Below are 19,281 nucleotides of genomic sequence, written 5' to 3' on the forward strand. Positions count from 1 at the left end.
GCTTGGGTTGGGGTGCCTAGCGCAACGGCCCGGGCATCGAGTTTTCCAGGTCCGCGAGGCACTGCGATTTTGCCGTCTCAGTCAAAGCCGACCGTGCACAATCCTGGTACGTACTTACCTGCTTGAAGAAGAGCGAGGTGGTGAGGATCAGCAGGCACATGATCGCCGAAACCACCAAGCCGGAGATGGTTCCGAAGAGCACGATCTTGGAGTGCTTGTACTTCACGGCCCGGACAAGGACCACGATCCCCAATGCCACGCTGGCCACGGTGAGGATGGCGCTGAGCCACACGTAGTTCACGTTCAGGGAGAAGACGAAGAAGGATCCCAAGGCCGACAAAAGGAACGCACGGAACAGGACCTGCGTCCGCCCAAATGCGGACTTTTCCGCCTCGGCGCGGGACTTGGGACTCTGCCGGGGATCGACGTCGGGATTCATGTTTTCCAGCCTACGCGAGCCGCCCATAAGCTAGTGCAATGCGCATTGTTGTCCTCGTGTCCGGTACTGGTTCAAATCTGCAGGCTGTCATTGACGCCGTGAAGTCGGGTGAACTGGATGTGGAGATCGCCGCTGTTGGCGCCGACCGCCCGGATACCTATGGTGTGGAGCGCTCGGACGAGGCCGGCATCGAGACCTTCGTGGTCAACTTCAACTCCTTTGAAACCCGTGCCGAGTGGGATGCAGCCCTGCGGGACAAGGTGCTCTCCTACAGCCCGGACGTGGTGGTTTCCTCGGGGTTCATGCGCATCGTCAGTGCCGACTTCATTGATGCCTTCGGCGGCAAGTACGTCAATACCCACCCTGCTTTGCTGCCGTCGTTCCCCGGCGCCCACGGTGTTCGCGACGCCATGGCTTACGGCGTCAAGGTCACCGGCTGCACCGTCCACTGGGCCGACGCCGGCGTGGACACGGGGCCGATCATTGCCCAGGAAGCCGTGGTGATCGAGCCTGAGGACACCGAGGAAACCCTGCACGAGCGCATCAAGGTAGTGGAGCGTCGCCTGCTGGTCCAGACCCTGGCCAACCTCGCCGCTTCGCCCAACTAAGTCGCAGATCAGGTCGTTCCCAGCGCTGGGAACGACCCGAAGTGCTACTCAGTTTGCGTTCCGCGGCCCAGGCCTGTGGATAACGGCCCGCGCACCCGCTGATTTTGTCAGCATGGGGCATGAAGTATCCCGGCCCCCTCCCAGAATCCCTGTCGTCAGCCTCCTTTACTTTGCAGCAAGCCCTCGACGCCGGTGCATCACGACGGCGGCTGCGTCACCCGAGCCTGGTCGCACCAAGCCGCGGAATCCGAACCGTTGCCGGTGAGATCCCAACGAGCTTCGCCGATGACGCGCGGCCTCTGACTCACGTAACTGCATTCTCCGCTGCGTCCCACGCCACGGCCTTCCTGCTGTGGGAGTTTCCGGGGTTTCTACCAGGAAGCAACTTGCCTGGGATTCACATCTCCCGGCCAGAGGGGTTTGCCATTCCGCGTCGACGAGGCGTGGTGGGCCACCGGGGTCAGTTCTTCGAAGACGAGATCACCACACTGAATGGCCTGTACATCACGAGCCGTGCCCGCACTTGGCTCGACTGTGCCCGGAAGATGGACATCGACGAGATCACCGTCGTGGCCGATCATCTGATCCGCATTCCGCGGCCGGAGTTCGAGGGGCGCACGGAACCGTACTGCACTCTGGCCGACCTTGACGACATGCTGGACCGGCACTGGGGGACACCCGGAATCCGCAAAGCCCGCCTTGCTTTGGAGCAGGCCCGCGTCGGCGCCGACTCCGCGCCGGAAACCCGACTGAGGCTGGCACTGGGCCGGGCTGGGCTGCCCACAGCGGGCGTCAACGTGCGCACGGAACTGGGTCCCGGCGTCGTACGCCAACCAGACCTGAGTTACCGCGACTGGCAGGTCGCAGTCGACTACGAGGGTGAGGGGCACTCGGACCGCGAACAGATCGCCCGGGACATCGCGAAGGAAGAGGACTTCAGCCGTGCTGGATGGACCTTGGTGAGGATTTCCAAGCGCCATATGTCCACCGACGCAACAACCGCCGTGCGAAAAGTGCGGCGCGCGCTCGAAGAACACGGCTGGACCCCCCTCTGAGTCGCAGTTCAGGTCGTTCCCAGCGCTGGGAACGACCTGAACTGCGACCCAGTTGGGTAAGCCGGCTACGAGAGGACGCGTTGCTTTGTTTCCGGGGCGAAGAACGCCATCCACAGCACGGAGATCAGCACGAGCCCGCCCGCCAAGGCGAAGGATGTTGCCAACCCGAATTCCGGCCAGAAGAACGAGGCAAACACCAGCGGCCCGAAGCCAGCACCGATGCGGGAGAACGTCGAAGCCCAGCCAAACCCCGAGCCCCGGAGCTCGGTCGGGTACAGCTCGGACACGTAGGCGTAGAGGACCGGGATGGCCACCTGGACCACGAAGCCGAACACGAGCAGCCAGATCACGGCGGCCGAGGGAATGTCCACCACGAACGCCACGATCACCAGGGTCACCGCAGACAACGGGCCAGTGATGGCCAGGATCCACTTGCGGCCAACGCGCTCCACCAACAGGGCGGCGACAACAACACCCAAAAGCCCGACGGCGGCCATGCCGGCTGTGGTGACAAAGGCCTTGTACTCCTCGAACCCGGCGCCGATGAGAATCCGTGGCATCCACGTCAGCGACAGGTAATAGACCAGGAGCACAGAGAAGAAGAGAGCCCACGCAGCCGTGGTGATCTTCCAGTTGAACGTCCAGATCCTGCGGAGCTGACCCCATGCACTTCCGGCGGAGAGCCGCGGAGCGTCCTGCGGTTCGGGCAAGCTGTAAGCGCGGGCAGGAGCTCCGGTTGCTTCAACCAACCCGTCAATCACGGCGGCTGCCTCCACGCGTCGGCCTTTCCGGATCAGGAACAGCGGGGACTCCGGAACCGAACGGCGAACCCAAAACACCAGGAGCGCGGGGATCACCATCACGAGCATCGTGAGGCGCCAATCCCCGTACAAAGCAACCAGTCCGGCCGACACAAACCCACAGAGAGCGGCGCCCACTGGCCACCAACCATCCATGGCTGTGAGCACCTTGCCGCGTTGCTTCCGGGGCGTGAATTCACCAACCAACGCGTAATCCACGGGAATGCAGCCGCCCAGGCCGAACCCTGCCATGAACCGGAAAATGCAGAACCACACGATGTCCGGAGCCAACGCACCCAGCACCGTGAAGAGGCTGAAGATCAGGAGTGTCGCGGTGAACGCCTTTTTTCGGCCGATGGTGTCCGCAATGGTTCCCCAGGCGAACGCACCCACGGCCATGCCAATCAGGTTGGAGGTGCCGATCCACGCAGCATCGGCAGGCTGGAGAGACCAATGCTTGGACAGCAATGGAATGAGGATGCCGTTGAGCGTCACATCCCACGCGTCGAACATGAAGCCGAGGCCACCGATCAGGAAGATCTTGCCTTGGACCTTCCACCGCCACGGCAGTTCCTGCACCACTTGTTCGCCGCTGGGCACGGTTGTGTATGTATTCATCAAGGCCTCCTACCTGCAACTCTAGGCGCTCGGCCTGACACTGTTACTTCTGGCTTTCGATGGCCCTCCGCAGAAATCCGCCCGCTTCCTCCAGCGCACCCTTGGCGGCCGCCGGATCGAGGCCGGTCAGCACCACCAGAATCGCTGCCTTCACCGAACCACCAACCGAGTCCAGCGCCGCAGCCGCCTCGCCAGCGGACACACCCGTTGCATGCTGCACAGTCCGTTGCGACCGCGCCTGCAGCTTCTCGTTCGTTGCGCGCAGGTCCACCATCAGGTTCCCGTAGGTCTTGCCAAGCTTCACCATCACGAGCGTGCTGATCATGTTGAGGACAAGTTTCTGCGCGGTCCCGGAGTTAAGCCGCGTGGAACCGGCGATGAACTCCGGACCCACCACCACCTCGATCGCCACGTTCGCCAAATGACTCACGGCCGAGCCCTTGTTGCACGCCAACGACGCCGTAAACGCACCCTTCTTCCGGGCCTCCTCCAGCGCGCCGATCACATACGGCGTCCTCCCGGACGCGGTGATACCCACGACGGCGTCCGCTTCCGTCACGTTGATATCGTGCAGGTCCCGCGCGCCCGCGGTCGCGTTGTCCTCGGCATACTCCACAGGCTTCTGGATGGCTTGAGTGCCGCCGGCGATCAGCCCGACGACGAGTCCCGGCGGGGTGCCGAACGTTGGCGGGCACTCGCTTGCGTCGAGCACACCCAGCCGTCCTGCCGTGCCGGCGCCCACATACAAAAGGCGACCGCCGCGCTGCAGCCGCTCCGCAACGGCGTCGACCGTTTGGACAATCGCCGCACTCGCCTTTGCGACGGCCGCGTGCACGCCCGCGCTGTGGGAGAGCATGGCCTCCACTAGTTCGTCGGTGCCCAGGATGTCCAGGTCCTTGAGGTTCTCTGCGGCGGCTTCGGTCTGCAGGCCGGCGAGTTCCGTGCGGAGATCGGCAAGCTTGTCAGCGTCAGTCGGGCCAGTTTGTTCCGTCACGGTGGATGTACCTTTCCTGGAGGAGCCCGCGGCGCGTCGCAGCGAGGGCGGCACCGTCCAGGCCGTCGCCGAGCGGGGCCACCATCTCAATCCCAGCCGAAGCGAGGGACTTCTGCAAGAGTCCGGAGAAGAACCCAGAGGCGGCCACTCCGCCCAGTACGGCCACCCGCTGTTTGGCGTTCGGATCACCGCTTGCCGCGCGCTCCACGGTGCCGGTCAGGATGCGGCAGGCGTCGTCCACAATCTCACGTGCGACGGCGTCACCCGCCTCCGCGGCGTGCAGAACCAGCGGTGCGAAACGAGCCATGGCACGGTAAGGGTTCTCTTGTTCGGCGAGCCAACCCGGGAGGTGCTGGGGCGACTCGACCAGGGCGCCTGCCGCAGCCGAGAGCGACGTGGCGGGGCCGCCGTCGTGCGCCAGCAGAACTGCTTGAAGACCCTGCTGGCCGATCCAGCGGCCGCTGCCGTGATCCCCAAGGTAAGGACCCCAGCCGTCGGCACGGTGCAGGACTCCGCCCTCATCGAAGCGGAAGGCCACAGCACCCGTACCTACGATCAGGCTGATCCCAGGTGCGCCCTGGAGTGCCCCGAGGTGGGCGGCGGTCGCGTCGGAGAGGACAGCTGCGGGGACGCTGAAGTGCTGGGACAACATGGTTGCGAGTTCGCGGGACTTTTCGGCGGAAGCCTCGACGCCGGCAACTGCCGCCCCGACTCCGGTCAGGGTGCTCACGGGCAGGCCGGGTGGGAGCATCGCCGTGGTCTCGAGGAGGAGATCGAACGCCAGCGTCGGCCCGTTGTCGATGTGGACGCCCGGGAAGCCGTGCCGGTCCGCAGCGCCGAGTAACGCAGCACCACTCCGCAGTTCCACGCGGCAGCGGCTCTTCCCAACATCGGCAACAAGAACGACGTCCGTGGCATCCATGGCTCAACCCTATGTTGCAGGACGCAAAACCAGCCATGCAGCGAAACACGATAAACTGCCCATATCCCCACCGACCCGCGATATCTACGCGAACTAAGACGGAGACTTTTGTGAGCTTGACGCAGCTTGACCGTGTTCCCATCCGCCGTGCACTGATCTCGGTTTACGACAAGACGGGACTGGAGGAGCTCGCGAAGGGCCTGCACGCAGCCGGCGTCGCCATTGTTTCCACCGGCTCCACCGCCAAGAAGATCGCCGCTGCAGGCATCCCGGTCAAGGAAGTCGAAGAAGTTACCGGCTCCCCGGAAATGCTCGATGGCCGCGTCAAGACCTTGCACCCTCGCGTGCACGGCGGCATCCTTGCCGACCGCCGCGTGGAAGCACACATGGAAACCCTGGCCGGCATGGAGATCGAAACCTTCGACCTCGTGGTGGTGAACCTCTACCCGTTCGTCGAGACCGTGAAGTCCGGCGCAGCGCAGGACGACGTTGTTGAGCAGATCGACATCGGAGGCCCGGCCATGGTCCGCTCGGCCGCGAAGAACCACGCCGCCGTCGCCATCGTTACGGACCCCAACTTCTACGGCGCAGTGGTTGACGCCGCAGCACATGGCGGCTTCGACCTGAACACCCGCCGCCGCCTGGCTGCCAAGGCTTTCGCGCACACGGCCAGCTACGACAACGCTGTAGCTTCCTGGACTGCCAGCCAGTTCCTGGACGAAGACGGCGACGGCGTCATCGACTGGCCTGCCTACGCCGGCCTGGCCCTGGAGCGTTCCGAGGTTCTCCGCTACGGCGAAAACCCGCACCAGCAGGCTGCCCTCTACGTGGACAAGGCTGCTCCGGCAGGCATCGCCCAGGCTGACCAGCTGCACGGCAAGGCCATGAGCTACAACAACTTCGTCGACGCCGATGCCGCCCTCCGCGCAGCTTTCGACTTCGCCGAGCCCGCCGTCGCGATCATCAAGCACGCCAACCCGTGCGGTGTTGCAGTCGGTTCCGCCGACGCAGCCGACCCGATCGCAGACGCCCACGCCAAGGCCCATGCCTGCGATCCCGTCTCCGCGTTCGGTGGCGTCATCGCTGCGAACCGCACGGTCACCGCCGGCATGGCCCGCACCGTGGCCGACATCTTCACCGAGGTTGTCATCGCACCGGACTTCGAGCCGGAAGCGGTGGAGATCCTGTCCAAGAAGAAGAACATCCGCGTCCTCGCACTGCCGGAGGGCTACGGCCGCTACGCATCCGAGATGCGCCAGGTGTCCGGTGGTGTCCTGGTCCAGATGAGCGACAAGGTGGACGCCGACGGCGACAACCCCGCCAACTGGACCCTCGCCGCTGGTGACGCCGCCGACGAGAAGACCCTGGCGGACCTCGCGTTCGCCTGGACCGCTTGTCGCGCAGCCAAGTCCAACGCCATCCTCCTCGCCGACGACGGTGCCGCAGTTGGCATCGGCATGGGCCAGGTCAACCGCCTCGACTCCTGCAAGCTGGCCGTCGAGCGCGCCAACACGCTGGGTCTCCAGGTGGAGTCCGACGTCGATGGCGCCGGCGGCGCGTCCAACGCCAGCGGTGCCAACGCGCCTGAGCGCGCACGCGGTGCCGTGGCAGCATCGGACGCGTTCTTCCCGTTCGCTGACGGACTGCAGATCCTGATCGACGCCGGTGTCCGCGCCGTGGTGCAGCCCGGTGGCTCGGTCCGCGATGAGGAAGTCATTGCCGCAGCGAACGCCGCTGGCATCACGATGTACTTCACGGGCGCACGCCACTTCTTCCACTAAGAACGCGGCGCCCAAGGCGCGAAGCACCCCAACGCAACGGCGGCCGCCCCTCACAGGGGACGGCCGCCGTCGTAATTAGGTGTGTCTATTTAACAGGGACTTGCTACAAAAGAAGCCGTTACGAAGCCGCAGCGGTGGTGTAGGTGGACTGGATGACGGAGCCCCAGTACGGGCCGTACATGGTGGTGGAGTTGCTGCCGTAGCCGTAGGAGTTCACCGAGTTCTGGTAGCCGCTGGAGCTGTTGCCGATGAACCACGGACCGCCCGAGGAACCGCCGGTCATGTTGCAGGGGATGCCCTGGGTGTTGAACTGCGGGTTGTAGGGATCGTTGGTGGCGGTGCCGGAGCAGCTCTTGAGTGATTCGCCGTTGAACGGAGGAGCAGCCGGGTAGCCGAAGGACTTGTAGCTCAGGCCGCGGGCAGCGTTGAACTGGACGCCCGAGGAGCCAACAACGTCAGCGAGCTTTTGGCCGTTGAGTGTGTTGACCACGGCGAAGGCGGTGTCGTACTGCATGTTGCCGCTGGAGGCCCACTGGGTGGGGGAGTACAGCGCCTTTGCCGTCCACTTCCCGTAAGGTGCGGAGCCGTTGAGGTAGGCCGGGACAAACACGAAGTTGGTGGCGTACGCGCCCGGGCCTTCGTTGACGCAGTGCCCTGCGGTGGACACCGTGCTCTTGTTGGCGGCGGTGACGGAGTTGCCGGAGCAGACGTAGTTGGAGCCGCCGAGCGTGAAGAAGATCTTGCCGATGTGCTTGACCGGCGATTCGCTCTGGTTGACCTTCAGGTTGATGGCCTTGGAGCCGGTGGAGGCCTGCTGGCCTTCGATGCTGGTGACGGCGCCCGGGGCTTCGGTGACCGGGGCTTTGCCGAGGTTGCGCAAACCGGTGCGCTGCAGTGCCTTGGTGGCGAGGACGTCGCCGTTCTTGGCGTTCTTCATGCGTTCCGGGGTCCAGTAGTCTGCGGCGCCGGCGTCCTGCGTCACATGGCTGCTGACCGCAGCACCGCTTGAGTCGATGTCCTTGACGGGGGCCGCGTTTGCACTGGTGGTGCCAACCAGCGCAAGGATCGCGGCAGCGGACAGACTCAGCAGGCTTGTGGCCAGGGTCTTGGTTTTTGTCACGTTGTTCCTACCTAATCGAGGGAGTGAGGCGGCCAGTGATGGCGACCGCCGACTGACGGAATCGAAGCTACCCGCCGTATGACAAGTTTGTAAAGAGATGTTTCAGAGTTTGTGATATTTTGCTGTCAGTTTCTTGATGGGTCCCGGGAAAGGAGTACGACGGCGTTGCGGCACCTCCGGCGGTCAGGCCGCCGTCGGGCTTTTGGGCGCCCGGGAGGCGTGTGCGAAGTGGCTGTGAAAGCGGTAACGCAAGGCGTGATCCCGGACACGAAGAGCCCTCAAATCGGCGTGCTCGGGTAAGTTAGAGATGTTGAAATCTGCAGACTTTCAGGGAGAACCCCGCCAATGGCCAAGATTATCTATACCCACACAGACGAAGCGCCGATGCTGGCAACCTACTCGTTCCTGCCGGTTGTGGAAGCGTACGCCTCGACCGCAGGTGTGGAGGTCGAAACCCGCGACATTTCGCTGGCCGGCCGCATCATCGCCGTGTTCGGCGATTTCCTGACTGAAGACCAGCGCACGGGCAACGCCCTGGCTGAACTCGGCGAACTGGCAAAGCAGCCGGAAGCCAACATCATCAAGCTGCCCAACATCAGCGCCTCCGTTCCGCAGCTCAAGGCCGCCATCGCCGAGCTCCAGGCCCAGGGCTACGCCCTCCCGGACTACCCGGACAACCCCTCCTCGGACACCGAGACGGACATCCGCTCGCGCTACGACAAGATCAAGGGCTCCGCTGTGAACCCGGTGCTGCGTGAAGGCAACTCGGACCGCCGCGCACCCCTGTCCGTAAAGAACTACGCCCGCCAGAACCCGCACTCCATGGGTGCCTGGACCGCGGACTCCAAGACCAACGTTGCCACCATGGGCCAGAACGACTTCCGCTCCAACGAGAAGTCCGTCGTCATCGAAGCCGATGACGCCCTGAGCATCCAGCTGGTCCGCGAAGACGGCACGGTCAAGGTCCTCAAGAAGGACTTCCCCGTGCTTGCCGGCGAGGTGGTGGACGGCACGGTCCTGCGCGCCGCTGCCCTGGACGAGTTCCTCGCAGCACAGGTTGCCCGCGCCAAGGAAGAGGGCATCCTCTTCTCCGCACACCTGAAGGCCACCATGATGAAGGTCTCGGACCCCATCATCTTCGGCCACGTGGTTAAGGCCTACTTCTCCGAGCTCTTCGACACCTACGGCAAGCAGCTCGCTGCAGCCGGCATCAGCCCGAACAACGGCCTCGCCGCGATCCTCAACGGCTTGGAAGACCTGCCGGAGGACGTCCGCGAAGGCGTCAAGGCCGCCATCACCAAGGGCCTCGAAGACGGTCCCGCACTGGCCATGGTCGACTCGGACAAGGGCATCACCAGCCTGCACGTTCCCTCGGACATCATCGTGGACGCCTCCATGCCCGCCATGATCCGTACCTCCGGCCACATGTGGGGCCCGGACGGCAAGGAAGCCGACACCCTGGCAGTCCTCCCGGACAGCTCCTACGCCGGTGTGTACCAGGTTGTCATCGACGATTGCCGTGCCAACGGTGCCTTCGATCCCACCACCATGGGCACCGTTCCCAACGTCGGCCTCATGGCACAGGCGGCTGAAGAATACGGCAGCCACGACAAGACGTTCGAGATCGAAGCTGCCGGCACCGTCCAGCTCGTGAACCGCGCAGGCACCGTCCTGATCGAACACCAGGTTTCCCCGGGCGACATCTGGCGTGCATGCCAGACCAAGGATGTCCCGATCCGCGACTGGGTCAAGCTGGCTGTTACCCGCGCCCGCGCCTCCCAGACCCCGGCCGTCTTCTGGCTGGACAAGGGTCGCGCCCACGACGCCAACCTGATCGCCAAGGTCAACGAATACCTCAAGGACCACGACACCGACGGCCTGCAGATCGAGATCCTTTCCCCGGTCGAGGCCACGGCCTTCACCCTGGAGCGCATCCGCAAGGGCCAGGACACCATCTCCGTCACGGGCAACGTGCTCCGCGACTACCTGACGGACCTGTTCCCCATCCTTGAGCTCGGCACCAGCGCCAAGATGCTCTCGATCGTTCCGCTCATCAACGGTGGCGGCCTGTTCGAGACCGGCGCCGGTGGATCCGCTCCCAAGCACGTCCAGCAGTTGGTCAAGGAAAACCACCTGCGCTGGGACAGCCTGGGTGAATTCCTCGCCCTGGCCGTCAGCTTTGAGCACCTTGCCACCACCACTGGCAACGCCCGCGCCCAGGTCCTGGCGGACACGCTGGACCGCGCCACGGGTACGTTCCTGCTGGAAAACAAGTCCCCGCGCCGCAGCGTTGGCGAGCTGGACAACCGTGGAAGCCACTTCTACCTGGCCATGTACTGGGCCCAGGAACTGGCCAAGCAGACCTCCGACGCGGAACTGGCTTCTGCCTTCGCTTCGATCGCCGATGCACTGACCTCCAACGAAGAGGCAATCGTCGGTGAGCTTGCCGCAGTGCAGGGTCCCGCCGTCGAGCTGGGCGGTTACTACCGTCCGGACGCCGCCAAGGCCGCTGAGATCATGCGCCCGTCGGCCACGTTCAACAAGGTCCTCGCGACGCTGAAGTAAATTGCCAACTGACTCGCAGTTGTTGTTGTTTGAGAGCTTCGAACACCAACAACTGCGAGTCAGTTGCGTTTAACGGTCCGCCGCGAACCGCGCAGGGGCCGTGCCGCCGTCGACGATGTCCTTCAGCACCCGTCCAATAGCCGGAGTGAACTTGAAACCGTGCCCCGAGAAGCCGGCACCCACCACCAGCGGCCCGAAACTGTCCAGGACGAAGTCCTCGTTGGGCGTGGTGGTGTAGGTGCAGCTGATGGGAACCGCGGTGGAAGGGTCGACGCCGGGAAGCCACTCTTCGGCGTACCTCACCAGGGCTTCGAGCTGCTGGGGGATGGGCTGGAAGGTGCGCTCGTCCGGGTCCATGACGGGCCCGACGCCATGCCAGCCGGCCTTGACGCCTTCGCCGGGGGTGAGCATGCCGTAGACGGGGCTGAACCAGTACTCGTAGAGCTCGTTGTTGGGGTCGGGGTCCGGGTTGTGGTTGAAGCTGGGCCACACCAGCGTGTTGTCTGTCGGTGTGAAGTGGGCTGGTTGCTCCTGCGTGACCACCAAGGCCGGGAGCTTGGCGAGCCCGTCCAGGACCTTCGTGGTCCAGGCACCCGCTGTGACTACTACGCGCTTGGCCGTGTACTCGGTTTCGTCCGTCACCACCACCACTGACTCGGCGCCGTCGACGCCGATGTCCCGGACCGGCGTCGAGTACTTGAAAACGGCGCCGCGGGACTCCGCCGAGGTGCGGAGCGCAACCAGCGCGTCAGCGGCGCGGATCCGGCCGGAGCCTGGGACGAAGAGAACATCGGTGGCGAAGTTCATGCCTTGCCAGCGGTCTGCGGCTTCTGAAGCGGAAATGAAGTAGCTCTCCACGCCGCGCTCCTCATGGGCAGCGCGAATCCCTTCCAGCTTGGGCGTGTTGCCGTGGTTGGCCAGGCCCACGAGGTCCAGCAGGGGAGCGCCGTGTTCGGCGGCGAGCTCGTCCCACAGGATTTTGGATTCATCAAGGAGGTCCAGGTAGTCGGCCTCGGCGTAGGCGGTGTTGAAGTTGCGGGTTGCGCCGTGGGAAGCGCCAATGTGGTGTCCGGCCTCGAACCGTTCCAGGAGCACCACGGATTTGCCGCTGCGGGCCAGTTGCCACGCGGCAGCCGATCCCATCGCTCCGCCGCCAACAACCACCACGTCAACCTGCATACCCGCTCCATCCACAAAGTCCGCGGCCCGCATGTCCGGGCCACCTCCCATTCTGCCCCCACTCACCCAAGTAGGTCGCAGTTCGCGTCGTTTCCAGCGCTGGGAACGACCTGATCTGCGACCTACTTGGGGAAGTTACGCGGCCAGGCGGCGGCGGACCCACGCGGAGAACTGGTCCACCACGATGATCAGCACCAGCACGATCAGGATGTGCGTGAGCATCGAGTCGAACTGGAAGGACTTGATGGACTGGTTGATCAGCAAGCCGATGCCGCCAGCGCCCACCAGGCCAAGGACCAGCGAAGACCGAACATTGACGTCGAAGCGGTAGAGCAGCAGGCCCACGAATTGCGGGACCACCATGGGCAGCGTGGCATTGGCAACCTGCTGAACGCGGTTGGCGCCGGCGGTGCGGAGGGCCTCCTGCGGCCCCGCGTCGATCTCCTCCATCGACTCCGCCCACAACTTGCCCATGACGCCCGTGTTATGGCAGATCAGCGCGAGGACGCCGGCGAACGGGCCCAGCCCCACCGCCGTGACGAAGATCAGCGCGAACACGATGTCCGGCACGGCACGGAAGAAGGACAACACAGCTCGCGCAGCTTGGTACACCAGCCGGTGCGGACTCGTGTTCTCGGCGGCCAAGGCAGCGAGGAGCAGCGCGAACGGCACGGACAACGTGGTGCCCAGCAAACCGATCCAGAGGGTCACGAGCGTGGCTTCCAGACCCGGCCGAATCGTGCGATCCCAGCTCAGGTCCGGCGGGAACGCGTCGGCAACGAACGCAGCCATGCCCTTCCAACCGTCCACCAGGAGTTGGGGTTTGAAGTCCGTCCCCTCGAAGGCCACAGCGTGGAGTCCGACGACGGCGGCAACCACTGCCGCCGTCGTGATCCATCGCAGCGGCTTCTTCGGGCGGACCAGTGCCACGCGGGTTTTGCTTGACGTGTCGCGTCGCAGGACGGCGGGTTTCAAGGTCTGCGGAGTCATGCGGCAACAGTCCTGTCTGCGGTGTCCCTGTCCGGGGCGTAGAGCGTGTCGAGGTGTTTGGCAGTTACCTCGGAGGAGGGAAGATCGAACGTGATGGAACCCTGCAGCAACCCGATGGAACGGTCTGCGTAACGCAGTGCCAGATCCGGCTGGTGCAGGACTGCCGCCACAGCGAGGCCCTCCGAGTGCGCGAGTTCACGGAGCAACGCCATCACCTGCTCGGCGGCGTGCGGGTCCAGTGCGGATACGGGCTCGTCGGCGAGTACGACGTCGGCGCGCTGGCAAAGCGCCCGGGCTACGGCCACGCGCTGCTGCTGTCCGCCGGAAAGACGGCCGACGCGGTCGAAGGCGCGGTCAGCGAGTCCTACGCGGTCCAGGCAGTCGAGGGCTTCCTGCTGGACCTCGGCCGGGAACAGCGCCGGTGTGAGGGAGCGGATGGTCGGGATGCGGGAGAGCGCACCGGCGCAGACGTTGTCCAGCGCCGTGCGGCGGGGGACCAAGTGGATTTTCTGGAAGATCATGGCCATCCGTTGCCTCGTCTGGTGCAGTTCACGGCCCTGCAAGCCGTCCAACGCTGAACCGGCAATGCTGATGTTCCCTGAGTCTGGTTCGGTGATGCCCATGACGCAACGCAAAGTGGTGGACTTGCCGGAACCGTTGGCACCGAGGAAGGCGACGAGTTCTCCGGCAGCAACCGAGAAGTCCACCCCGTCCAGCACCGTGCGGCCGTTGAACGACTTGCGCAAACCTCGAACGGATAGGAGCGGTGCCACTAGAGATCCTTTTCGGTGAGGTTCATGGTCCTGGCGAGGTCGAACAGCGGGGTGTAGTCGTCCTTGGTGACTTCGAGCAGCGGGCCTGGAGGGGTGACGTCCAGGAACTCGCCCACCTTGGCAACATCCGCGGGATCCAGTGAAAGGAAGGCTTGCTTGACGGCCTTCTTGAACGCGGGATCTGCGTCTCCGCGGACCGTGATGGGATCGTTCGGGATGGCCTCGGAGGTCCACACCTGGTGGAAGTCGTCCTTCTTGAACGTTCCCGCTGCGATGGCGGTGGCCAGGGTCTGGGAGTTGATCTCGGCAGCGTCCACCTTGCCGTTGGTCAGGGCAAGGAGGGCCTCGGGGTGCCCGCCGGTGTAGTCCATCTTGAGGTCGGCGTCCGCGATGCCTGCTTCGCGCAGACCAAAGCGGGGGAGCACGTCACCCGACGTGGAACCCACGCTGCCCAGTGCCAGTGACTTGCCCTTGAGATCGCCGATTGCCTGGATGGGGCTGTCCTTCGGAACCCAAATTCCAGCCGTGTAGGTGCTGAGTTCCTTTTCCGCCGTGCCGAACGAGACCACGGGTTCCGCGACGGCCTTGGAGTCGGCGAAAACGTAGCCGAGCGGACCGAACTGCCCCAGGTCCAGCTTGCCGTTGCGCATGGCCAGGACCTCGGCCGCGTAGTCCTCCACCACCTGCACGGAGACAGGGCACTCGAGCTTCTTGGACAGGGCGTTGGCCAGGACGTCGTAGGCAGGCTTGAGCTTGGCAGGGTCCTCATAGGGCTCGATGCCGAACGTAATCTCGCCATTGGGGCAAGTGGCTGACGCTAGTGGGGATGAAGCTGACTCGGCCGATCCGCCACACGCGGTCAGTGCGAGGGCGGCGGCAAGAGCCAGGGCGGAGCCGGTGAAGAGCGTGGTTTTCATGGGAATCCTTGGATGCGAAGGGGGAGGGATTTAGGTCAAGCGGGAAACGTTGCGGTGGGCGAGCCCGAAGGACAGGGTCATGCCCACGCCCGAGGTCACGGACACCACCGTGACGCCGGGCTGGATGTCCCTGACCAAAATGGGGGCGACATCCGAGGACGCGTAGACGCCCTGCCAGCGCTGGATGATCTCCAGCGGCAGGCCGATCCTCGCCTCGATGTCGTTGTTGAGGGCAGCAGTCACCGATTCGTCCAGGAAGGGGTCGGCTGTGAGGTGGTAGTGATGCGAATCGCCCAGGATCACTGAGCCATCCGGGCGTTGGGTGAACATGACGTTGGCCCCGATGTCCAACAGTCCAGGCTGGGTCGCCTGGACCTCGTCGCGGAGCGCCGCTGCTGCCGGCATGTCCGTGAACGCGGGGTAGCGCAGCATGGAGGTTGCCGTCAGTACCGCCGGGTTGAGTTCGAGCCCGGCCGGCTTGGCGGCCAAGGACATCTGAAGGGCGCACCGCTGGATCCTGTGCTCGGCGGCGAGGTCAGGGAACAGGTAATCGACGTCGTGCCCGACGCACACGAACACCTGCTTTGCCCTGAAGTCACCACGGGAGGTGTGCACCGTGGTTGCCTCGGCTTGCGGGTTGAAGCCAAGCGCGGAAGTGTTCCAGTGAAGTTCGACGCCGGGCTGCCGGCTCAGCCATTCGGCCAACCGTGCGACGGTGGTGCGGGGGTCGACGCGGAGGTCGTCCCGGAGGAAGGCGCCGCCCACGAGTCCCGGCCAGGCGCCGCCGTCGGACGTGGAGCCGCCGGTGACGGGCACGCCTTGGCGGGCGCCGCCGTCGCACGCTTCTTTCGCAGACGCATGTCCGGCACCCAAGCGGGCCCGGGTCTCCTCGGGAGTGAGCAGTTCCACCTGCCCCGGTTCCCGCGCAGACGAGAGTTCGCGGAGCACCTCCAACTCGGCCTGGGTGCGGGCAAGCACCACCGCGCCGGATTCGACGGCCCAGAAGCCCGCCCGTTCAGCGAACTCGAGCCAATACTTCCGCGAGGTCTGCGCGAGTTCGTACAGCTCGCCGGACTGGGCGGTGATGCAGCAATGCCCGAAGTTCCGGACGGAGGCGCCTGCCGCGCGGTGGTCACGATCGATGATGGTCACGGTCAGGCCGTTGGCGACGGCGTGTGCCGCGTGTGCCAGGCCGACGATGCCTGCGCCGACGATCAGGACATCGGCGGGCTGGCTGGGGTTGTTGGAGGAAGGGCTTGGGATGTTCACACCAACGACTCTGGCCGCCCGTCGAGGGGTAAATCAAGCCAGATCGGCACTTGTATATACAAGTTAATCTGAATTTAATATCTGTTCACCCGAGTTCACTCTGAATTCATCTGGATAACCCCAAAACCAGCGATCTGGACCGGGTCAACTTGTATGATCAACTGGTGACCGCACAACAGAACTCACCCCTTCACGTCCGTCTCAGCGAGGAATTCATGCGACGGATCACGGACGGCGATTGGCCCCCGGGCTTCCAACTGCCCAGCGAGGCGGAACTGTGCCGTGAGTTCGGAACGTCCCGTGGGCCAATCCGCCAGGCGCTCGCCTTCCTGCGTGCCGAAGGTGCTGTGACGGGTGGGCGCGGGCGGCCGCCGATGGTCCGCTCGTCGGTGCCGTCCCAGTCGTTCTCCACGTTCAACTCGTTCACGGAATGGGCGTCCGGTATCGGCAAAACCCCCGGCCAGCGGACACTCGAAGTGGCCCGTCGCGAGGCCAGCCCGGAAGCCGCCGAGGCCCTGAACCTGGTGCCGGGAACCACCGTGGTGGAGGTCCTGCGTGTCCGCTATCTCGATCAGGTCCCGGCCATGATCGAACGGACCACGTTCATCCTGGAAGTGGGCAGGAAGCTTTTCGACTTCGATACCGATTCCGGCTCCATCTTCGCGTTCCTCAAGGAACAGGGCGTGGACCTGCACAGTGCCCGGCACACTATTGACGCCGTGGCTGCGAACGACGAGGACGCCGAACTGCTGGAACAGTCCGAAGGCATTCCGTTGTTGCGCGAACGCCGCATCACCCGGTCCGCCGACGGTCAGCCCCTGGAGTACTCCGAGGACCGCTACCTCCCGGCGCTCACCAACTTCACCATCGACAACACTGTGGAGCGCAGGGCTGCCCTGGTCCGCATCCACACAGACTCTCAAGCCACCTGAAGGAGCTACCCATGATCGAGCTAGTTGCCTGCGATATGGCAGGTACCACCATCGACGAACACGGCGACGTCTACGTTGCCCTGGCTCGCTGCGTCGAGGAAACCGGCGTCGAAACCACACCCGAAGCCGTCCAGGAGTGGATGGGCGCGGACAAGGTGGAGGCCATCACCGCGCTGATCCAGGCGGGCGGGGGCGTAGCTTCTCCCGGAATCGTGGCGGCTGCCTTCTCGCGCTTCAAGGAACTCCTGGGCGAGTTCTACGCCGCCAACCCGCCGGTCGCCTTGGACGGAGTGGAAGAGGCGTTCCGCACGCTGCGCGGCCAGGGCGTCAAAGTAGCGCTGACCACGGGCTTCTCCCGCGATGTTGCCGAGCCCCTGCTGGCCAGCCTCGGCTGGAGTGTTGCTGCTCCAGGCGTCGAGGCGGGCGACCCCGGCAAGGTGCTGGACGCCGTCGTATGTTCAGACGAAGTAGCCGCGGGTCGCCCGGCCCCGCACATGATCCACCGTGCCATGGATCGGACCGGCGTCCAGGACGTCCGGGCCGTGATCGCGGCGGGCGACACGGTGAACGACCTCGCCGCCGCCAACAATGCCGGCGTCGTGGCGGTGGGTGTCCTCACGGGCAAGCTGGATCGCGAAGCCCTCGCCGCGCATCCGCACCACCACATCCTGGACGGCGTGAAGGACATCCCGGCGCTGCTCAACTAGTTTGGTGAGCGGCCGTGGGCATGGAAGATTGGAATGCGTGAAATTCCTTCACCCGTCTCCCAAGTCCTCCTCCCGCGGCGTCACCATTCTTCGCGTGGTCTTCGGCGCGTTGCTCATGGTGCATGGCTTCCAGAAATTTATGGCCGGCCACGCTGCCTTTGCCGCCTCCGTAGCGGCCATGGGCGTGCAGAAGCCGGACGTCATCGCCTGGTTGGTCATCGCCGGCGAACTTGGGCTCGGCGCGCTGCTGGTCCTTGGCGCCCTGACCCGTGTGGCTGGCTTTCTGGCGGCGATCCTGTTCGCGTCCATCTGGTTCGTGACGGAAGCAGGAAAGCCGTTGCTCACGGATGCCTCCGGAGTAACGGCTGAGTTGCTGATCGTCTACTTTGCCATCTCGGTGTCGTTCATCTTCCTTGGCCCGGGTGCGCTCTCGTTGGACCGCAAACTGACGCGGCAACCGGCCAAGCGTTAGCGCGCCTGGGTTAAATCACGACGGCGGTACTCGTCTTCCCGTTCCAGCCCGTCAGCGCGCGTCGTTTGGGTAGCGGATACCCAACTGGGATCGTACGCCGTCGAACAGGCGCATCACGTTGATGGAGTCCTCCAGCGGCATGGTGGGGCTCTCGGTCAGGCCCTGCTGGATGCAGCGCGTCACTTCGCGGAGTTCGTACGTGTAGCCGATTCCCACAACGTCGAAGCGCTCGTGCCGTGGCTCGTCCCAGCCCACGCGGATCACGAGTTCGCGGGGGTTGTTTACCGAGCCCACGGTTTGGAGGTAGCCCAGGCCTCCGGCCACGGTCGCCGTCCGGGGCCCATGCGCCATCAACGATGAGGTGAGTTGGACCTGGGCGCCGGTGTCATAGCCGAGGGTCAAGGCGTTTTGGGAGTCCACGCCGTCGTCGTTGAGCGTCCCTATAGCGGTGACTGATTGCGGGAAGCCCAGCGTTCCGAGCGCCCAAAGCAACGGGTAGACCGTGATGTCCAGGAGTGCTCCGCCGCCATCGTTCAAGGCCCAGATACGTGCTGAGGGATCGTAGGGTGCCGGGAATCCGAGGTCCGCGCTGACCCACTGGATCTGTCCGATCTCACCGGAAGCCGCGATCTCGAAAGCACGCCGCATGCTGGGCAGGAACCGGCTCCACACTGCTTCCATGAAGAAGACGTTGTGCTCCCGGGCCAAACGGACCAGTTCGGTGGCCTCGCGGGCGTTGATGGTGAGGGCCTTTTCGCACAGGACGTGTTTGCCCGCACGCAGCGCGGCCGAGGCGATCAGGAAGTGCTGGGCATGGGGCGTGGCAACGTACACGACGTCGACATCGGGATCCTCGACCAAGCGCTGGTAGCCGGGCACGCCGCCGTCGTCCCCGTAACCCTTGGCGAACCCCAGGTTCCGTGCGAAAGCGTCCGCAGCCGCCTGGGTCCGCGAACTCACTGCGTACAACTCCGCGTCCTCAAGCAAGGACAGGTCCTGCGACACACTGTTGGCGATGTTCCCAGTGGACACCACACCCCACCGAAGCCGCCTACCAGTGGCAGCCCGCGGATCCTGGTTGGTCTGGGAGAAGAGCCACGGCTTCGCGATAGGGAGAGTCATGCCAGCAATCCTCTCAGA

Annotated in this window: 18 protein-coding genes; 7 read left to right on the plus strand and 11 right to left on the minus strand. The window is 64.6% G+C overall.

What is annotated here, in order from left to right; translation table 11 throughout:
* Window positions 1-16: 16 nt before the first annotated feature.
* Window positions 17-466, minus strand: coding sequence for a hypothetical protein (locus ACH488_RS14990; RefSeq protein ID WP_397325349.1), 450 nt, complete (start codon window positions 464-466; stop codon window positions 17-19).
* 11 nt (window positions 467-477) lie between these two features.
* Here ACH488_RS14990 and purN point away from each other — a divergent pair, with 11 nt between their 5' ends.
* Both purN and ACH488_RS15000 read left to right on the plus strand, forming a co-directional pair.
* Window positions 478-1,047, plus strand: coding sequence for a phosphoribosylglycinamide formyltransferase (gene purN / locus ACH488_RS14995; protein ID WP_397325350.1), 570 nt, complete (start codon window positions 478-480; stop codon window positions 1,045-1,047).
* 386 nt (window positions 1,048-1,433) lie between these two features.
* Window positions 1,434-2,102, plus strand: a complete 669-nt coding sequence (locus ACH488_RS15000; RefSeq protein WP_397325351.1) for a hypothetical protein — start codon at window positions 1,434-1,436, stop codon at window positions 2,100-2,102.
* 65 nt (window positions 2,103-2,167) lie between these two features.
* On the opposite strand, the gene ACH488_RS15005 is transcribed toward ACH488_RS15000, so the two are convergent.
* From ACH488_RS15005 to ACH488_RS15015, 3 genes are read right to left on the minus strand one after another with little or no spacing between them, the layout of a single operon-like run.
* Complete coding sequence (locus ACH488_RS15005) at window positions 2,168-3,520, minus strand: MFS transporter (RefSeq protein WP_397325352.1); 1,353 nt, start codon at window positions 3,518-3,520, stop codon at window positions 2,168-2,170.
* Between the two features lie 43 nt (window positions 3,521-3,563).
* On the minus strand, window positions 3,564-4,514 hold the full coding sequence (murQ, locus tag ACH488_RS15010) for an N-acetylmuramic acid 6-phosphate etherase (protein WP_397325353.1): 951 nt from the start codon (window positions 4,512-4,514) through the stop codon (window positions 3,564-3,566).
* Complete coding sequence (locus ACH488_RS15015) at window positions 4,489-5,436, minus strand: N-acetylglucosamine kinase (protein WP_397325354.1); 948 nt, start codon at window positions 5,434-5,436, stop codon at window positions 4,489-4,491. The genes murQ and ACH488_RS15015 overlap by 26 nt, the downstream gene beginning before the upstream one ends.
* Window positions 5,437-5,546: 110 nt before the next feature.
* Here ACH488_RS15015 and purH point away from each other — a divergent pair, with 110 nt between their 5' ends.
* Window positions 5,547-7,217 carry a bifunctional phosphoribosylaminoimidazolecarboxamide formyltransferase/IMP cyclohydrolase gene (gene purH / locus ACH488_RS15020; RefSeq protein ID WP_397325355.1) on the plus strand — a complete coding sequence of 557 codons (1,671 nt, stop codon included), beginning with the start codon at window positions 5,547-5,549 and terminating at the stop codon, window positions 7,215-7,217.
* Between the two features lie 118 nt (window positions 7,218-7,335).
* Here the strand turns inward: purH and ACH488_RS15025 are convergent, their stop codons facing one another.
* Window positions 7,336-8,337, minus strand: a complete 1,002-nt coding sequence (locus ACH488_RS15025) for a trypsin-like serine peptidase (RefSeq protein WP_397325356.1) — start codon at window positions 8,335-8,337, stop codon at window positions 7,336-7,338.
* Window positions 8,338-8,682: 345 nt separating this feature from the next.
* On the opposite strand from ACH488_RS15025, the gene ACH488_RS15030 reads away from it, so the two are divergent.
* The gene (locus tag ACH488_RS15030) at window positions 8,683-10,902 is read left to right on the plus strand and encodes an NADP-dependent isocitrate dehydrogenase (protein ID WP_397325357.1); all 2,220 of its coding nucleotides are present in this window, start codon (window positions 8,683-8,685) and stop codon (window positions 10,900-10,902) included.
* Between the two features lie 69 nt (window positions 10,903-10,971).
* Here ACH488_RS15030 and ACH488_RS15035 read toward each other — a convergent pair whose 3' ends face one another.
* The 5 genes from ACH488_RS15035 to ACH488_RS15055 all read right to left on the minus strand — a co-directional run bounded on the left by ACH488_RS15035 (window position 10,972) and on the right by ACH488_RS15055 (window position 16,030).
* Window positions 10,972-12,081 carry an FAD-dependent oxidoreductase gene (locus tag ACH488_RS15035; protein ID WP_397325358.1) on the minus strand — a complete coding sequence of 370 codons (1,110 nt, stop codon included), beginning with the start codon at window positions 12,079-12,081 and terminating at the stop codon, window positions 10,972-10,974.
* A gap of 135 nt (window positions 12,082-12,216) precedes the next feature.
* Window positions 12,217-13,071, minus strand: coding sequence for a phosphonate ABC transporter, permease protein PhnE (phnE, locus tag ACH488_RS15040; RefSeq protein WP_397325359.1), 855 nt, complete (start codon window positions 13,069-13,071; stop codon window positions 12,217-12,219).
* Complete coding sequence (locus ACH488_RS15045; protein ID WP_397325360.1) at window positions 13,068-13,844, minus strand: phosphonate ABC transporter ATP-binding protein; 777 nt, start codon at window positions 13,842-13,844, stop codon at window positions 13,068-13,070. Before ACH488_RS15045 ends, phnE begins: the two co-directional genes overlap by 4 nt.
* Window positions 13,844-14,761, minus strand: a complete 918-nt coding sequence (locus ACH488_RS15050) for a phosphate/phosphite/phosphonate ABC transporter substrate-binding protein (RefSeq protein ID WP_397325361.1) — start codon at window positions 14,759-14,761, stop codon at window positions 13,844-13,846. Before ACH488_RS15050 ends, ACH488_RS15045 begins: the two co-directional genes overlap by 1 nt.
* A gap of 30 nt (window positions 14,762-14,791) precedes the next feature.
* Entirely contained in the window at window positions 14,792-16,030 is a 1,239-nt protein-coding gene (locus ACH488_RS15055; protein ID WP_397325362.1) for a TIGR03364 family FAD-dependent oxidoreductase, read from the minus strand.
* A 164-nt stretch (window positions 16,031-16,194) separates the two neighbouring features.
* Here ACH488_RS15055 and ACH488_RS15060 point away from each other — a divergent pair, with 164 nt between their 5' ends.
* Genes ACH488_RS15060 through ACH488_RS15070 form a run of 3 tightly spaced genes read left to right on the plus strand, consistent with a single transcriptional unit; the run spans window position 16,195 to window position 18,141 of the window.
* Entirely contained in the window at window positions 16,195-16,962 is a 768-nt protein-coding gene (locus tag ACH488_RS15060; protein ID WP_397325363.1) for a GntR family transcriptional regulator, read from the plus strand.
* 11 nt (window positions 16,963-16,973) lie between these two features.
* Window positions 16,974-17,669 (plus strand): phosphonatase-like hydrolase, encoded by a 696-nt coding sequence (locus ACH488_RS15065; protein ID WP_397325364.1) that lies wholly within the window; start codon window positions 16,974-16,976, stop codon window positions 17,667-17,669.
* A 37-nt stretch (window positions 17,670-17,706) separates the two neighbouring features.
* Complete coding sequence (locus ACH488_RS15070) at window positions 17,707-18,141, plus strand: DoxX family protein (protein ID WP_397325365.1); 435 nt, start codon at window positions 17,707-17,709, stop codon at window positions 18,139-18,141.
* Window positions 18,142-18,192: 51 nt separating this feature from the next.
* Here ACH488_RS15070 and ACH488_RS15075 read toward each other — a convergent pair whose 3' ends face one another.
* Window positions 18,193-19,263 carry a Gfo/Idh/MocA family protein gene (locus ACH488_RS15075; protein WP_397325366.1) on the minus strand — a complete coding sequence of 357 codons (1,071 nt, stop codon included), beginning with the start codon at window positions 19,261-19,263 and terminating at the stop codon, window positions 18,193-18,195.
* Window positions 19,264-19,281 lie beyond the last annotated feature (18 nt).

This window comes from Paenarthrobacter sp. NPDC018779, assembly GCF_044391085.1.
GTDB lineage: Bacteria > Actinomycetota > Actinomycetes > Actinomycetales > Micrococcaceae > Arthrobacter.

Coding starts and splice junctions, on each gene's coding strand:
- ACH488_RS15075 (WP_397325366.1), bottom strand. CDS start 19,263: ATGACTCTCCCTATCGCGAAGCCGTGGCTCTTCTCCCAGACCAACCAG.
- ACH488_RS15030 (WP_397325357.1), top strand. CDS start 8,683: ATGGCCAAGATTATCTATACCCACACAGACGAAGCGCCGATGCTGGCA.
- ACH488_RS15005 (WP_397325352.1), bottom strand. CDS start 3,520: ATGAATACATACACAACCGTGCCCAGCGGCGAACAAGTGGTGCAGGAA.
- ACH488_RS15015 (WP_397325354.1), bottom strand. CDS start 5,436: ATGGATGCCACGGACGTCGTTCTTGTTGCCGATGTTGGGAAGAGCCGC.
- purN (WP_397325350.1), top strand. CDS start 478: ATGCGCATTGTTGTCCTCGTGTCCGGTACTGGTTCAAATCTGCAGGCT.
- ACH488_RS15050 (WP_397325361.1), bottom strand. CDS start 14,761: ATGAAAACCACGCTCTTCACCGGCTCCGCCCTGGCTCTTGCCGCCGCC.
- ACH488_RS14990 (WP_397325349.1), bottom strand. CDS start 466: ATGGGCGGCTCGCGTAGGCTGGAAAACATGAATCCCGACGTCGATCCC.
- phnE (WP_397325359.1), bottom strand. CDS start 13,071: ATGACTCCGCAGACCTTGAAACCCGCCGTCCTGCGACGCGACACGTCA.
- ACH488_RS15065 (WP_397325364.1), top strand. CDS start 16,974: ATGATCGAGCTAGTTGCCTGCGATATGGCAGGTACCACCATCGACGAA.
- ACH488_RS15035 (WP_397325358.1), bottom strand. CDS start 12,081: ATGCAGGTTGACGTGGTGGTTGTTGGCGGCGGAGCGATGGGATCGGCT.